Annotated in this window: 15 protein-coding genes; 6 read left to right on the top strand and 9 right to left on the bottom strand. The window is 72.3% G+C overall.

Translation table 11 applies throughout. The annotated features are described in order from the left end of the window. Positions 1-49: 49 nt before the first annotated feature. Entirely contained in the window at positions 50-1,222 is a 1,173-nt protein-coding gene (locus B079_RS0116030; RefSeq protein WP_051095168.1) for a CaiB/BaiF CoA transferase family protein, read from the bottom strand. A gap of 274 nt (positions 1,223-1,496) precedes the next feature. Between B079_RS0116030 and B079_RS0116035 the strand changes: the two genes are divergently transcribed. Together B079_RS0116035 and B079_RS0116040 are read left to right on the top strand one after the other, a co-directional pair. Then, positions 1,497-2,675 (top strand): saccharopine dehydrogenase family protein, encoded by a 1,179-nt coding sequence (locus B079_RS0116035; RefSeq protein WP_026248750.1) that lies wholly within the window; start codon positions 1,497-1,499, stop codon positions 2,673-2,675. 130 nt (positions 2,676-2,805) lie between these two features. Further along, on the top strand, positions 2,806-4,029 hold the full coding sequence (locus B079_RS0116040) for a cytochrome P450 (RefSeq protein WP_018546848.1): 1,224 nt from the start codon (positions 2,806-2,808) through the stop codon (positions 4,027-4,029). Between the two features lie 49 nt (positions 4,030-4,078). Here the strand turns inward: B079_RS0116040 and B079_RS0116045 are convergent, their stop codons facing one another. From B079_RS0116045 to B079_RS0116070, 6 genes are all read right to left on the bottom strand, one after another. Continuing rightward, positions 4,079-5,344, bottom strand: coding sequence for a cytochrome P450 (locus B079_RS0116045; RefSeq protein WP_018546849.1), 1,266 nt, complete (start codon positions 5,342-5,344; stop codon positions 4,079-4,081). Further along, entirely contained in the window at positions 5,341-5,955 is a 615-nt protein-coding gene (locus B079_RS0116050) for a GTP-binding protein (RefSeq protein WP_018546850.1), read from the bottom strand. Before B079_RS0116050 ends, B079_RS0116045 begins: the two co-directional genes overlap by 4 nt. Further along, complete coding sequence (locus tag B079_RS0116055; RefSeq protein WP_018546851.1) at positions 5,936-6,283, bottom strand: DUF742 domain-containing protein; 348 nt, start codon at positions 6,281-6,283, stop codon at positions 5,936-5,938. Before B079_RS0116055 ends, B079_RS0116050 begins: the two co-directional genes overlap by 20 nt. After that, complete coding sequence (locus B079_RS0116060) at positions 6,280-6,702, bottom strand: roadblock/LC7 domain-containing protein (RefSeq protein ID WP_078495998.1); 423 nt, start codon at positions 6,700-6,702, stop codon at positions 6,280-6,282. Before B079_RS0116060 ends, B079_RS0116055 begins: the two co-directional genes overlap by 4 nt. A 117-nt stretch (positions 6,703-6,819) precedes the next feature. Then, complete coding sequence (locus tag B079_RS0116065) at positions 6,820-8,589, bottom strand: ATP-binding protein (protein ID WP_078495964.1); 1,770 nt, start codon at positions 8,587-8,589, stop codon at positions 6,820-6,822. A 478-nt stretch (positions 8,590-9,067) separates the two neighbouring features. Further along, positions 9,068-9,769 carry an endonuclease V gene (locus B079_RS0116070; protein WP_018546854.1) on the bottom strand — a complete coding sequence of 234 codons (702 nt, stop codon included), beginning with the start codon at positions 9,767-9,769 and terminating at the stop codon, positions 9,068-9,070. Between the two features lie 42 nt (positions 9,770-9,811). Here B079_RS0116070 and B079_RS0116075 point away from each other — a divergent pair, with 42 nt between their 5' ends. Beyond that, positions 9,812-10,108 carry a YciI family protein gene (locus tag B079_RS0116075; RefSeq protein ID WP_018546855.1) on the top strand — a complete coding sequence of 99 codons (297 nt, stop codon included), beginning with the start codon at positions 9,812-9,814 and terminating at the stop codon, positions 10,106-10,108. Positions 10,109-10,111: 3 nt separating this feature from the next. On the opposite strand, the gene B079_RS0116080 is transcribed toward B079_RS0116075, so the two are convergent. Further along, positions 10,112-10,444 (bottom strand): hypothetical protein, encoded by a 333-nt coding sequence (locus tag B079_RS0116080; RefSeq protein WP_018546856.1) that lies wholly within the window; start codon positions 10,442-10,444, stop codon positions 10,112-10,114. A gap of 234 nt (positions 10,445-10,678) precedes the next feature. On the opposite strand from B079_RS0116080, the gene B079_RS0116085 reads away from it, so the two are divergent. From B079_RS0116085 to B079_RS0116095, 3 genes are all read left to right on the top strand, one after another. After that, on the top strand, positions 10,679-11,095 hold the full coding sequence (locus B079_RS0116085; RefSeq protein WP_026248751.1) for an SsgA family sporulation/cell division regulator: 417 nt from the start codon (positions 10,679-10,681) through the stop codon (positions 11,093-11,095). 288 nt (positions 11,096-11,383) lie between these two features. Then, complete coding sequence (locus B079_RS0116090; protein ID WP_018546858.1) at positions 11,384-13,024, top strand: ABC-F family ATP-binding cassette domain-containing protein; 1,641 nt, start codon at positions 11,384-11,386, stop codon at positions 13,022-13,024. 243 nt (positions 13,025-13,267) lie between these two features. Next, positions 13,268-14,242 (top strand): acyl-ACP desaturase, encoded by a 975-nt coding sequence (locus B079_RS0116095; RefSeq protein ID WP_018546859.1) that lies wholly within the window; start codon positions 13,268-13,270, stop codon positions 14,240-14,242. A gap of 43 nt (positions 14,243-14,285) precedes the next feature. On the opposite strand, the gene B079_RS0116100 is transcribed toward B079_RS0116095, so the two are convergent. After that, on the bottom strand, positions 14,286-14,531 hold the full coding sequence (locus B079_RS0116100) for a WhiB family transcriptional regulator (RefSeq protein WP_018546860.1): 246 nt from the start codon (positions 14,529-14,531) through the stop codon (positions 14,286-14,288). Between the last annotated feature and the right edge of the window lie 33 nt (positions 14,532-14,564).

The following is a 14,564-nucleotide window of genomic DNA, read 5'->3' on the forward strand; positions in this document are numbered from 1 at the left end:
GCCTTTCGGGAGGGTGGGCCGGGAGGGGCTGTCGCGGGGGTCGCCGCTGTCAGTCGGCGCCTGCGAGGGAGTCGTCGTGGAGGCCGTCTTCGTGGCGGTCGTCCAGCGCGGGGATGCCCCACTCCTGGGCGACCTCTGGTGTGCCGCTGCCCGGCAGCGCGGGGCCGGTGCGGACGCTGGTCGGGGTGGCGGAGAAACGGGGCGCGGGAGCGGGCTGGGTGAGCCCCGCGTGGTCGGTGAAGGTGCCGCGCGCGGCGAGGTGCGGATGGTGCGGGGCCTCGGTCAGCGAGAGCACGGGGGCCACGCAGGCGTCGGAGTCCGCGAAGACCGCCGTCCACTCCTCGCGCGTGCGGGCCTTGAAGCGGGCCGCGATCCGCTCGCGCAGCTCGGGCCAGCGGGTGAGGTCGTGATGGGCGCTCTCCAGCCCGTCCAGGCCGAGCAGGCGCAGGAACTCGCCGTAGAACCGGGCCTCCAGGGCGCCCACCGCCATGTAGCGGCCGTCGGCGGTCTCGTACGTGCCGTAGTACGGGCAGCCGCCGTCCAGCAGGTTGGCGGCGCGGCGGTCCTGCCAGGCGCCCGCCGCGAGCATGCCGTGGATCATGGCGGAGAGATGGGCGGTGCCGTCCACGATCGCGGCGTCCACGACCTGTCCGGTGCCGCTCTCGCGCGCGTGGTGGAGGGCGGCGAGGACGCCGACGACGAGGTAGAGGGAGCCGCCCGCGTAGTCGCCGAGGAGGTTGGCGGGCAGGGCCGGGGGCTCGCCGGGGCGGCCGATCATGCCGAGGGTGCCGGTGAGAGCGATGTAGGCCGCGTCATGGCCCGCGCGCTGGGCGAGCGGTCCTTCCTGGCCCCAGCCGGTCATCCGGCCGTAGACCAGCCGGGGGTTGCGGGCGTGGCAGTCGGCGGGGCCGACGCCCAGGCGCTCGGCGACGCCCGGCCGGTAGCCCTCGATGAGGACGTCGGCGCGCTCGGCGAGGTCGAGCACGCGCGCGGGGCCGTCGGGAGCCTTGAGATCGAGGACGACGGAGCGCTTGTTGCGGTTCGTCACGTCGTACGCCGGGTCGACGCCGAGGCCCGCGCCGCCCGGGCGGTCCACCCGGACCACGTCCGCGCCGAGGTCGGCAAGCAGCATCGCGGCGAACGGGCCTGGCCCGATACCGGCCAGCTCCACCACGCGCACACCGGTGAGCGGGCCCTGCCCCGGCGTCGTTGCCGTCGTCATGCCGTCAGCCCCCAAGCGTGTGTGACACAACCGATGTAACACCGGTGATGCTAGGAAGACGTTCCACCGGGCACAAGACCTGAACGAGCGAGCGCTTAGCCGAGTGCCCGACGGGCTTCGCCCGCTTCTTCCGGGTATTCCCGGGCACCCGCGCCCGCGCCCCCGGCCCGCCGCTCGTGGTCCGTACCGCCCACGCTAGCCTCGGCCGACCGGCGCGGCGCGGGCTGTACCACCAAGGGGTGGCACGGGCGGGAGGGTCATGGACAGGGGTGTCATGAGCAGAGTGAAGACGACGGACCGTCCCTACGACATCGTGCTCTTCGGAGCCACCGGTTTCGTCGGCACCCTGACCGCGCGCTATCTCGCCGCGCACGCCCCCGCCGGGCTGCGCTGGGCGATCGCGGGCCGCGACGAGGCCCGCCTGGAGCGGCTGCGCGCGGAGCTGCCGGGCGGCGAGGACGTAGGGGTGCTCCGGGCGGACGTGGCGGAACCGGCCACCCTCCGCTCCCTCGCCGAGCACGCGCGTGTGGTGGCCACGACGGTCGGCCCGTACGTCACCCACGGCGAGGACCTGGTCGCCGCCTGCGCGGACACCGGCACCGACTATCTGGACCTCACCGGCGAGCCGGAGTTCGTGGACCTGGTGTACGTACGGCACGACTCCCGCGCGCGGGAGACCGGCGCCCGCCTGGTGCACGCGTGCGGCTTCGACTCGGTGCCGCACGACCTGGGCGCGTACTTCACGGTCCGGCAGCTGCCCGAAGGCGTGCCGCTGACCGTGGACGGCTTCGTGACGGTGGACGCGGCCTTCTCCGGCGGCACCCTGGCCTCCGCGCTGGGCCAGTTCGCGCGCGGCGGGCGGATGCTGGCCGCCGCCCGCGACCGCGCCCGCCACGAGCCCCGCCTGCTCGGCCGCCGGGCGACGGCCCCGGTCGGCGCCCCGCGCTACGCCGGGGAGATCGGCGCCTGGGCGCTCCCCCTCCCCACGATCGACCCCCAGATCGTCCGCCGCTCGGCCCGCTCCCTGGCCCGCTACGGCCCCGACTTCCGCTACCGCCACTACGCCGCCGTACGCCACCTGACCGTCGCGGCGGGCGGCATCGCCGCCGTCGGCGCCCTCGCCACCGCCGCCCAGCTCCCGCCGGTCCGCCACTGGCTCTCCGCCCGCCTCCGCCCCGGCGAAGGCCCCGGCCCCGAGCGCCGCGCCCGCAGCTGGTTCCGCGTCCGCTTCATCGGCGAGGGCGACGGCCACCGCGTCTGCACCGAGGTCACCGGCGGCGACCCCGGCTACGACGAAACGGCGAAGATGTTCGCGGAGGCGGCCCTCTCGCTGGCCTTCGACACCAATCCCCCGGTCTCCGGGCAGGTCACCACGGTGACGGCGATGGGGGACGCGCTGACGGAGCGGCTGCGGGGGGCGGGGATCGGGTTTCGGGTGGTGGCAAAAAGGTAGGACCACGGGGGCGGCCGGTGTCCGGCGACAACGGACACCGCGCCCCACTCGAAGCCTCGGGGGACTGTCAGAGCTGACGAATGATCAATAACCTTACGGAACACGTCATTCCCGGTCCCGACGGAGCATCATGACCACTGCGGCACAGATACCCGACATCCTCTCGCCCGAGTTCGCGGCGGACCCCTACCCGGCCTACCGGCTGATGCGGGAGACCGCACCCCTCATCTGGCACGAGGCCACGCAGAGTTACATCATCTCGCGCTACGAGGACGTCGAACGCGTCTTCAAGGACAAAGACGGGGAGTTCACCACCGACAACTACGACTGGCAGATCGAGCCGGTCCACGGCAAGACGATCCTCCAGCTCAGCGGCCGTGAGCACGCCGTGCGCCGGGCGCTGGTCGCCCCCGCCTTCCGGGGCCGGGACCTGCAGGAGAAGTTCCTGCCCGTCATCGAGCGCAACTCGCGCGAACTGATCGACGCCTTCCGGCACTCCGGCTCCGCCGACCTCGTCGCGGACTACGCGACCCGGTTCCCGGTCAACGTGATCGCGGACATGCTGGGCCTGGACAAGGCCGACCACGCCCGCTTCCACCGCTGGTACACGACGGTCATCGCCTTCCTCGGCAACCTGTCCGGCGACCAGGGGGTGGCCGCCGCGGGCGAGCGCACCCGGGTGGAGTTCGCCGAGTACATGCTGCCGATCATCGCCGAGCGCCGCGAGAACCTGGGCGACGACCTGCTGTCGGTGCTGTGCGCCGCCGAGGTCGACGGGGTGCGGATGAGCGACGAGGACATCAAGGCGTTCTGCAGCCTGCTGCTCGCGGCGGGCGGGGAGACCACGGACAAGGCGATCGCCAGCATCTTCGCCAACCTGCTGAGCCACCCCGACCAGCTCGCCGCCGTACGGGCCGACCACAGCCTGATCCCGCGGGCGTTCGCGGAGACCCTGCGCTTCACCCCGCCGGTGCACATGATCATGCGGCAGTCGGCGACCGAGGTGAAGCTCAGCGGCGGCACCATCCCGGCCGGGGTCACCGTCACCTGCCTGATCGGCTCGGCCAACCGGGACGAGAACCGCTACCGCGAGCCCGGCCGCTTCGACATCTTCCGCGAGGACCTCACCGCCACCAACGCCTTCTCGGCCGCCGCCGACCACCTGGCGTTCGCACTGGGCCGCCACTTCTGCGTGGGCGCGCTGCTCGCCAAGGCGGAGGTCGAGATCGGCGTCGCACAGCTGCTGGACGCCATGCCGGACCTGCGCTTCGCCGACGGCTTCGACCCGGTCGAGCAGGGCGTGTTCACCCGCGGCCCCCAGGCCCTCCCGGTGCGGTTCACCCCCACCGCCTGACCCGCGCCCGCTGGGCCCCCTCCCTGCGGGGGGCCCAGCGGGGAGGCGGCTATCCGTCGACCGGAGTGAACCGCACCGGCAGGGTGGTCAGCCCCCGCATCCAGATGGACGACCGCCAGGTCAGCGCGTGCGGGTCCACCGCGAGCACCAGATCGGGCAGCCGCTCCAGCAGCGTCTCCACGGCGGTGCGCGCCATGACGTCCGCGAGCAGCGGCGCCGGGTACGGGCACCGGTGCTCGCCGTTGCTGAACGACAGGTGCGCGGCGTTCTCCGCGCCCACATGGCCCTCGGGCCACAGACTCGGGTCGGTGTTGGCGGCGGCCAGCCCGAGGACCAGGCAGTCACCGGCCCGGATCTGACGGCCGCCGAGCTGGGTGTCGCGTACCGCCCAGCGGCCGATGAAGTTCTGGGTGGGCGTGTCGAGCCAGAGCACCTCGTTCAGCGCCTCGCCCACGCTGACCCGGCCGCCGGACACGCTGAGTTCGAACCGCTCGTCGGTGAGCAGCAGCCGGAGCGCGTTGCAGATCCAGTTGGCGGTGGGCTGCTGCGCGGCGGCGATGACCGAGATCAGGTCCTGGACGATCTCCTCGTCGCTGAGCCCCGCCGGGTGCAGCACCATCCGCGAGGTGACGTCCTTGCCGGGGTCGGCCCGTTTGTCCTGGACCAGCCGCGCCAGCCGTTCGCCCACCCGCCCGTAGGCCGCCACCGGGTCGTCGCCCTCGGCCGCGTCCAGGGAGATCCGCAGGTCGTCCACGAGCTGCTGGGTGTCGGCGCCGGAGAGCGGCATACCGCACATCTGCACCACGGCCCGCATCGGCAGCGCGTGGACGTAGGAGGCCATCAGCTCGGCCCGGCCGCTGCCCGCGAACCGGGCGATCAGCTCGTCGGCGATCAGCTCGCAGTCGCGGGCCAGCTCGAACTGGTCCACCCCGGACAGCGCCTCGGTGATCACCCCGGCCCGGCGGCGGTGCTCCTCGCCCTCGGTGAACAGCACCGAGGGCTGGTAGCCGACGAAGGGCATCAGCGGCCAGTCGGGCGGGATGTCGTCCCACTGGTTCCAGCGCCGCGAGTCCCGCGCGAACAGCTCGTCGTGGCTGGTGACCTGGGCGACCTCGTGGTAGCCGAGCACCAGCCAGGCCGGGATGTCGCCGTCCAGCAGGACGGGTGCGACCGCGCCGTGCTCGCGGCGCAGCGCCCGGTACATCTGCGACGGCGTCTGCTGGTACTCCAGGCCCGCCAGGCGCACCGCGTCGGTGTGGGCGGGGCAGCCGGGCGGCGGTGCCTGCTGCGCGGAGAAGGAGCCGGGGTCGGTCACGGGGTCGCCTCCTGGGCGGTGGCCAGGGTGTACACATGGTCCACGAGAGTGATCAGCACGTCCTTGCCCGACTGCCGGTCCCGTGCGTCGCAGTCGAGCATCGGCACGTGATCGGGCAGCGTGAGGGCCTGCCGGATCTCGGCCAGGGAGTAGTGGGCCGCGTCGTCGAACCGGTTGACGGCCACCACGAAGGGCGTGCCGTGGTGTTCGAGGCGGTCTATCGCGTACCAGGAGTCGTCCATCCGGCGGGTGTCCACGAGGACGACGGCGCCGAGGGTGCCGGAGAAGAGCCGGTCCCACAGGAACCAGAAGCGCTGCTGGCCCGGCGCGCCGAACAGGTACAGCACCATGGTGTCGTTGAGGCTGATCCGGCCGAAGTCGAAGGCGACGGTGGTGGTCGACTTCGCGGCGACGCCGCTGGTCTCGTCGATGCCGACGCCGGCCTCCGTCATCACCTCCTCGGTGTTCAGCGGCCGGATCTCGCTCACGGAGCGGACCAGCGTGGTCTTGCCGACACCGAAGCCGCCCACGACGACGATCTTCAGACCGGTTTCCGCCGCGTCGGCCAGTGGCGTGCGGTGGGCGGGCAGCTCAGAGATTGCGGAGCCCATGGAGCACTTCCTTGAGAAGGGCGGGATCGGGGAGCGAGGGGTTCACCGGTGGGTGGCGTGCGGTGATCCGGCCGGTGTCGAGCAGGTCGGCCAGCAGGATCCGGACGACCGTGATCGGCAGTTCCAGCTCGGCGGAGATCTCCACCACCGAGGTCGGGTGCTGGCAGAGGGTCAGGATGCGGGTGTGCTCCGACTGCATGCCCGTGGTCGGCTGGCACTCCGCGACGATGAGGGTGACCAGGTCCAGGGTGTCGTCGACGCTGCTGCGCCCGCCGGTGACCGTGTAGAGCCGGTCGGGGGCGCCGGTGTCGACCGGCTTGCGGGTCACGACGGGGTACTCCCCTGGAGCGGCTGCCGGGGCGCGGCCCGCAGATGCTCGCCGATCTTGTCGACCAGCCCGGTCATCTCCTCGCCCAGGCGGCCGGGGTCGGCGTCCTCGGCGGCGACGACCGCGAGGTGCGCGCCCTCACCGGCGCCGACGATGCACAGCAGGCCGCCGTGGAAGGCGGTCATGGAGTGGAGCACGCCGCCGGTGCCGTCCCCGAACTCCACGGACGCGCCCTGGGACAGGGCCTGGAGGCCGGAGCAGATCGCGGCGAGCTGGTCGGCCTGATCCGCGGCCAGGTCGGGGGTCCAGCACAGTTTGAGACCGTCGCGGGAGAGGACCAGGGCGTGCCGGGCACCGGGCGTCTGGTCCAGCAGGTTCTGCAGCAGCCAGACGAGGCTGTTGTCGGTGGTGGTCTGCATGATGGGTGATGGGACGGTGGTGTCCGGTTGATCGGTCACCGGCCCGTTCCTCCAATCTCATGGGCACGAGGGGGGGTGTGGCTGCCGGGGGCGGGCCCGGCGGGGCTGGGGTGGGGGCTACCCGGCGGTCGGCGGCTCGGGGTCGGGTCGGCCGCCGCCCTGGGTGCCGCCGGAGGGCTTGCGCGAGCGGTGGAAGGCGCCGAAGCGGGAACCGACGTCGTGCACGGGCCGCTTGCGGGGCGGGGCGGTCTCGCCCGTGGGGCGCTGGGCTCGCTCGGCTTCGCTCATGGTGCGGCCGGGTTTGCGGACGGGGAGGCCGTTCGGGGTGGCGGAGACGGGCGTGGTGGAGGCGGGCGTGGCGGCGGGCGGCTCGTGCCGGGTCTGCCGGGGGACCTCCCGCAGGATCACGGGGGGATCGGGGCGTACGTGCGCCTCCGTGACCGGCGCCTCGACGACGGGATCGGGCGTCGGCGCTTCGGGCGCGGGGACCGGCCGGACGGTGGCCGTCTGGGCCGCCTCCCGCTGCGCGGGCCACGGGTCGCGCTGCTGCGCGATGAGGTGCCGGGGCAGCAGGACGACCACGCCGGTGCCGCCGCGCGAGGAGGGGCGGTAGTTGACGTTGATCCGGTACTTGAGCGCGAGCAGTCCGACCACGGCGAGGCCCAGCCGGGTGCCCTGGAGGGAGGCGAGGTCGGCCATGCTGCCGGTCACCGCGCCTTCGGCGTGCTTCATCGCCGCCTCGGACATGGTCAGTCCGCTGTCCTCGACGGTGACGACGATCCCGGCCCGGTGCTCCTCGACGTAGACATGGACCTCGTCGGTGGGCGGGGAGAAGTTGGCCGCGTTGTCGATCAGTTCGGCGAGGAGGTGCATCACGCCTTCGGCGGCGAACCCGGAGATCGCCGCCTGGGAGGTGAAGTGCAGCCGGACCCGCTGGTAGGCGGCGATACGGCCGATGGCGCCCCGGAGGATGCTCTCCATCCGGATCGGCTTGTTCCAGGTACGGCTGGTCTTGCCGCCCATGAGCAGCGCCAGCCGGTCGGCGATCAGCACGAGCTGGGAGGTCTTGTGGTCCAGCCGCATCAGGTCGCCGAGCATCTTGCCGTCGTGCTCGTCCTGCATCGCCCGCAGGTCGGCGAGCATGCTGACAGCCTTGGCCTGGACCCGGCTGAGCGCCTTGGTGGAGGCGATCCGGGCACCGCCCGCGCGCCGCTCGCTGCGCGCCAGTTCGCGGACGAACCGCTCGCCCAGGTCGTGCATCAACGGCGTCCGGGGCAGCGTGAGTTCACCCAGGACGGTGTCGGCCGAGCGGCCCTCGGCGAGCCGGGCGACGGCGGCGGGCAGTGTCTCCCGCGTGAGCCGGTCGGCTTCGGCCAGAACCTCGTTCAACGCCTCCTGGGTCTGCCGGGATTCCTCGTCCGCGGCGGCGGCGCGGCCCACGGCCTCCTCCAGGGCACCGGCGGAGAGGTGGGCGAGCCGGCGCAGGTTCTGGTCGTTGGGCATCGACACCCCGGCGAGCGCGTCGGCGGCGGCGGTGCCGGTCAGCACCAGGTTGTGCAGGGAGGGCAGCGTCACGTTGACCAAGTGGCCGGTCTGCGCGGCGGTTTGCTGCGCCTGCGAGAGGAGCCGGTCGTTCTCGGCGGCCTGGGTGGCGGCGGCGAGCCTGGCCCGGCGGACGAGGAGGTGTCCGACGAGCACCGCGACGGCGACGCACGCCCAGCCCGCGCCCGCCACGATGAGCGTCCACCCGCGGGTGCCGGACGGGGCCGCCCCCACCGCGACGGCGGCCAGGACGGCGGTCACCGCCACCACGGCCGCGGGCACCGCCCACGAGCTGCGCCGAACGGCCGTCGAGCGGTGTTGAACGGACGGTGCAGGAACTGACATTCCGCGGTCCCTAGGTCTGCGAGCAGAAGAATCGGCGACCGAACGCCTCGATCGCGGTCCGGGAGCGGCCGCCTCGGAGGAAGGCGATCTTCCAGTCCGGTTACGCCCACATGCTAATCACATTGGAGTGTGCCAAGTTCCGAATGGCCCCTCCTGATACCCGGGACCTGAAGTCGTCGTGAAGCAACCATCGCGACGACGGGCCGTGTTAAGGAGTCGGCCGGGCTGTACCGCCGGTGCCAGGACCGGAAAGACCCCATACGCCCCCGCCGTCCCGCCACCGGAGCAGCTGCCGCGCACCTCACCCGAGGCGTCAACTCCCTCGGGAGGGAGCCCTTTCCAGCCAAAAACTCGTCCGCACGCAGCAGCGGCAGTCGGCTCAGTCTCGGTCGACAGCAAGGTCTACGACTGTTTCGCCGAGGCCCGGACGTACGCGGCGCGCACGCCGACCGGACCCCGACCGGGTGAGGTCCCGGCGTCATCCGGTGGAGCCCACCGCCTCCCGCAACGCCCTCCGGCACAGCGCGTCCGCTCTGCGGGTCGTCTCGGGAAGGCGGTACTTCGGGGTCAGCGCCAGGGTGTGGGCGATGGCGTTGGGGAGGGTGATGCGGTGGCCCACGGAGACGTAGACCGGTTTCACCCCCTCGCGGGTGCGCAGGGCCCGGCCCACCTCCTCCGTGCCGTCCAGGAGGGGGGCCGTGCTGCCGCGCGGGGCGGCGGGGGCCGAGCACGTGAAGGTGAAGGGGTTCTTCGCCACGCCCAGCGCGGGGAGGCCGGTGAGGACGCCGAGGTGGCAAGCGAGGCCGAAGCGGCGGGGGTGGGCGAGGCCGTAGCCGTCGCAGACCAGGAGGCCCGGCGGGCAGGGCAGCGCCGACAGGGCGGCCAGGAGGGTCGGGATCTCGCGGAAGGCGAGCAGGCCGGGGACGTAGGGGAAGGAGACGCGGCCCACGGCCGTCGACTCCGCGACCGTCTCCAGGGTGGCCGCGTCCAGGACGACGGCCGCCGCTGCCACCAGGTCGCGTGCGTCGTCGTAGGCCACGTCCAGGCCCGTCACGTGACCGGTGCCCGGCGGCGGGCCGGGTTCGGAAAGGATCACCCTGTCCCGCAGCGCGTCCTGGACCGCGCGAGCCTGCGCCTCCGTGGTGGGCCAGTCCCCGGGCACCGGTGCGATCGTCGTCATGGTGGGGCCGACTGTATGGCGCCGGGCGATAGGGTCGCGATCATGTTCGTGCTCGAATTGACCTACACCGCCCCGCTCGACGCCGTCGACGCCGCTCTCGCCGCGCATGTGAGCTGGCTGGACGAGCAGTACGACCAGGGGATCTTCCTCGCGTCCGGGCGCAAGAACCCGCGCGACGGCGGGATCATCCTGGCCGTCGGCCAGGACCGGGGCGCCATCGAGGAGGTCGTGGCGGGCGATCCGTTCGTCACCGCCGGGGTGTGTGAGTACCGCGTCACCGAGTTCACCGCGACGAAGACGGCGCCCGGGCTCGAGCGGTACCGGGAGACCCTGGGCTGAGCCTCAGCTCTTCTTCTCGTCGAGAGCCCGCCGCAACTGCTCCTTGTTCATGTCGGAGCGGCCGTGGATGTCGCGCTGCCTGGCCTCGTTGTAGAGCTGGTCGTAGGTCGGGCCGCCGGGGCCCTTGCCCGACCGCTTGCCGCCGCGCTCACCGGAGGACATGTCCTCGGTGGAGGTGCGGCTCGCGGTCTTCGACTCGCCGGTGCGGGCGCGCTCCTTGTTGACCGTGCGCGCGGCGATCTCCTCGGCCCGGTCGGTGCTCGCGCCCCGCTCCAGCTCGCTCTCCTTGATGTGCTCGTACTGACGCTCGCGTTTGGGGCTGGAACCGGCAGGCATGGTCACTCCCGTCGTCGTGCCGTCGTCTTCCACGCATCCCCGCCCTGAGGGGACACCGCCCCCTTCTGAGGGGACACCGCTCGGGTACCCCGTTCGCGCGGGCTCACCGGCCGGACCCCTACGGTGACCGACGTCACGTTCCCTCCCTGTGCACGGAACGGCCGCTTCCGTCGTCTCTCCCGGTGTCAGGTCGCCAGACGCCCCGAGGACGTCCGGCCGTCACGAGGGAGCAAGGTGTTGTCCACCATCGAGCAGGTAGTGGAGGCGCGGCTGGTCGCGGCCGCCCCGCGCATGCCGACCATTCCCGTCACGCTGCACTACGACCGCCACGACCCCTTCGCCGTCCGCATGACCTTCCCGGCCCCGGCCACCCTCGCGGGCGTGGAGATCTGCTGGACCTTCTCCCGCGAACTGCTCTCCGCCGGGCTGGCCGGTCCGGAGGGCCAGGGGGACGTCCGGGTCCGCCCCTACGGGTACGACCGGACCGTGCTGGAGTTCCACGCCCCCGAGGGCATGGCCGTGGTGCATCTGCGCTCCGGCGACGTACGGCACTTCCTCGCGGCCACCGCCGAGCTGGTGCCCGTGGGGCTCGAGCACCTTCAGCTGGACCTGGACCACGGCCTGGCCGAGCTGATGCGGGACGCCTGCTGAGCGCGGGACGGCATAAATCTGCGGGGCGGCATAAATCTTTTGACAGCCCTCCCGGCCGCTCCTACGGTGTACAGCGGTTCTGTTGTCGTCGATCGGAGTAGGACGTTGCTCGTCTGAGGTCCTGAGACACCGCGTGCACACCCCATGGGGTGTCCGTGGCGTACGACCTCGGCGTCCGAGCCGTCCCCCAGACACAGGCCCGTTTCCCCGCCTCTCCTGGTCCCCGGTCTCCGCCTCGCGGTGTCTCGACACGCGCCCACCGACCGCACCGGCATTCCGCGAGGCTCCATGTCATCCGCACCCGCGTCACTCACCTGCACCTCCCTCTCCTTCGCCTGGCCCGACGGCACCACCGTCCTGGACGGCCTCGATGTCGCCTTCGGCCCCGGCCGCACCGGTCTCGTCGGCGCCAACGGGTCAGGAAAATCAACCCTGTTGAAGCTGATCGCCGGTGAACTCACCCCGTCCGGCGGCGCCGTGAAGGCGGCCGGCGAGACCGGCTACCTCCCGCAGCACATCACGCTCGACACCGCCCTGCGCGTGGACGAGGCCCTGGGCATCGCCGCCCGGCGGGCCGCCCTGCACGCCATCGAGGCGGGCGACGCCGCCGAGGAACACTTCGAGACCCTGGGCGACGACTGGGACGTGGAGGAACGCGCCCTCGCGACCCTCGGCGAACTCGGTCTCGGCCACCTCGAGCTGGACCGCACGGTGGGCGAACTCTCCGGCGGCGAGGCCGTGTTGCTGCGTCTGGCCGCGCTCCTGCTGCGCCGCCCGGACGTGCTGCTCCTGGACGAGCCCACCAACAACCTGGACCTGTACGCCCGCAGACGCCTCTACGCGGCCGTCGCCGCCTGGTCCGGCGTCCTCGTCGTGGTCAGCCACGACCGCGAACTGCTCGACCTGGTGGACCGGATCGCGGACCTGCGCTCCGGCACGGTCACCTGGTACGGCGGCAACTACACCGCCTACGAGGAGGCGTTGGCGGTGGAGCAGGAGGCCGCCGAACGCACGGTGCGCGCGGCCGAGGCCGACGTGCGCCGCCAGAAGCGCGAACTGTCCGACGCCCAGACCAAGTTGGCCCGCCGCAAGCGGTACGGGCAGAAGATGCAGGACTCCAAGCGCGAGCCGAAGATCGTGATGGGCGCCCGCAAACGCGCCGCCCAGGAGTCGGCGGGCAAGCACCGCATCCTGCACGAGGAACGGCTCGCGGAGGCGCGCGACCGGCTGGACGAGGCGGTGGACGCCGTACGGGACGACGACGAGATCCGCGTCGACCTGCCGTACACCGCGGTGCCGCCCGGCCGTCAGGTGCTCACCCTGGAGAACCTGGAGACGGTCTTCGGGGCGCGCGTCGAGGGCATCCTGGAGCTGCGCGGCCCGGAGCGGATCGCGCTCGTCGGGCGCAACGGCTCGGGCAAGACGACGCTGCTGCGGACCGTCGCCGGGGAGCTGGCGCCGGTGGCGGGCGAGGCGCGGGCGCACGTCCCGCTCCGCTTCCTGCCCCAGCGTCTCGACGTGCTGGACGACACGGCGACGGTGGCGCGGAACGTGGCCCGCTTCGCGCCGGAGGCCACGGTCAACCGGGTCCGGGCCCGGCTCGCCCGCTTCCTGTTCCGGGGCGCGAAGGCCGACCAGCTCGCAGGCACCCTCTCGGGCGGTGAGCGTTTCCGGGCGGCGCTGGCCGCGCTGATGCTCGCCGAGCCCGCGCCCCAGCTGCTGCTCCTGGACGAGCCGACCAACAACCTGGACATGGCGAGCGTCCGGCAGCTGACCTCGGCCCTGGAGTCGTACGAGGGCGCGCTGCTGGTCGCGAGCCACGACCTGCCGTTCCTGGACTCGGTGGGGATCACCCGCTGGCTGCGGATGGCGGACGGGGTGCTGCGCGAGACGAGCCGGGAGGAGATCGAGGCAGACCCGGCGGAGTGACCTCCTCACCCGAATGGCCCCGGAACCGACGGTTCCGGGGCCATTCGGCGTACCGGTCACCGCCGCTCCGAAACGCGCTCCCACCTGCCGCGCAGCCGTCCTTACGCCACCCTTAACCTACGGGTTCGTAACCTACGGAGACGTAGCCTACGATCTCGTAGGTTCGCGGCGTCGGCCCGTCATCGGCCTGCCGTCCCCTTTCACTTCATCTGTGCTCCCCGCTCGGCATTACCTGGAGTTCCCGTGACGATCACCTCCCCTCATCTCGGCAGCCCGTCCGTGTGGACCGACGCCCGGCTGCTGTTCGCGCTGGAGGAGGTGGTGGAGACGGAGCTGAACCGGCATCTGAAGGTCGCCAAGGACTGGATGCCGCACGAGTACGTGCCCTGGAGCGACGGCCGCAACTTCCCCGGCCTGTTCGAGGACGGCGAGGCGTGGGGCAAGGAGCAGTCCAAGGTCACCGACATCGGCCGCACCGCGCTGGTGGTGAACCTGCTGACCGAGGACAACCTCCCGAGCTACCACCACGAGATCGCCTCGCTCTTCGGCCGCGACGGCGCGTGGGGCACCTGGGTGCACCGCTGGACCGCGGAGGAGGGGCGGCACGGCATCGTCATGCGCGACTATCTGCTCGCCTCGCGCGCGGTCGATCCGGACGCGCTGGAGCGGTTCCGCATGTCGCACATGAGCGAGGGCTTCGAGTCGGACAACCGGCACTCGATGCTGCACTCGGTCGCGTACGTCGCCTTCCAGGAGCTGGCGACCCGGATCTCGCACCGCAACACCGGGCACCAGTCGGGCGACCCGGTCTGCGACCGGATGCTGGCGCGCATCGCCACCGACGAGAATCTGCACATGGTCTTCTACCGGAACCTGCTGAAGGCGGCCTTCGAGCTGGCCCCCGACCTCACCATGCAGGCCGTGCGCGATGTCGTCGTCAACTTCCGGATGCCTGGTCACGGCATCCCCGGCTTCGAGCGGGCCGCCGCGCAGATGGCCATCGGCGAGGTCTACAACCTGCGTATCCACCACGACGACGTGCTCCAGCCGGTGCTGCGCTTCCTGAAGGTCATGGAGATCGACGGCCTCGGCCCCGAGGGCAGCGCGGCGCAGGAGGAACTGGGCCTGTACATGGGCGGTCTGGACGCGCAGGCGACGACGTTCGACGAGCGGCTGGCGGCCCGCAAGGCGCGGATGGCGGCGCGCGCGGCGGGCTGACCCGCACGACCCCTGTCACCTGTCTGCGGCGTGCCTCCCCGGTTCAGCGGGAGGTACGCCGCAGTGCCATGCGTTCCTTCTCGGACATCCCGCCCCACACCCCGAAGCGCTCGTCGTGGGTGAGCGCGTACTCCAGACAGGCGGAGCGGATCGCGCACATGCCGCAGATCCGCTTCGCCTCGCGGACGGAGCTGCCGGGCTCGGGGAAGAAGAACTCGGCCCCGGTCTGCGCGCACAGGGCCTGGTTCTGCCAGTCGGTGCCGGCCGGGGTCATCGTCTCGGTGTGCATGGAACGGATCGTGCCGGGCCGCGAAAAACGTTC

This window comes from Streptomyces sp. LaPpAH-108 (assembly GCF_000373625.1).
GTDB lineage: Bacteria > Actinomycetota > Actinomycetes > Streptomycetales > Streptomycetaceae > Streptomyces.